The following is a 502-nucleotide window of genomic DNA, read 5'->3' on the forward strand; positions in this document are numbered from 1 at the left end:
CGGAAGCTAAGGGAGGCCGGCTGTGACAAATGAAGTGGTCACGCGTGTCAGTGTCGATGCGAGTGGTTTCGAAGCGGGCATGGAGCGCACCAAGCGAGCTGCGAACGGGTTCGTGGCGCATCAGCAAGCGAGCGCGAGCAAGTATGAGGCGTCTCAGCAGCAGATGGCGGCAAGCAGCGCTATTACGGCCCGCGCGCTTGAGGAAGCGGCGAGGTCGGGCAGTGCCGCGACGGCACGGCAGGTAAGCGCTGCTGTGAGGGGATTCGAGAAGGTTGCGGATACAGCAGGTAAGACGCGCTTTGATCTGATGCGATTGAGAGCGGCAAATCTCGGCATTGCCGAGTCTGCGGAGCCTTTGATTGCAAAAGCCGAGGCGGCGTCCAAAGCGATGCATCACTTAGGCGCAGGCTCGGTAGCGGCTCGACGCGAGCTCTTTGTGCTGGGTCACGAGGCGATGCAGGGCAGCTGGAAAAACTTCATGGGTTCGCTCATGGTGCTGGCC

1 pseudogene is annotated in these 502 nt (G+C 61.4%); it reads left to right on the plus strand.

From position 1 onward, the window contains the following. Nucleotides 1–79: 79 nt before the first annotated feature. Nucleotides 80–502, plus strand: a pseudogene (locus tag QCE79_RS39530) (hypothetical protein); the annotation flags it as partial.

Source organism: Caballeronia sp. LZ003, assembly GCF_031451465.1.
Classification (GTDB): Bacteria; Pseudomonadota; Gammaproteobacteria; order Burkholderiales; family Burkholderiaceae; genus Caballeronia.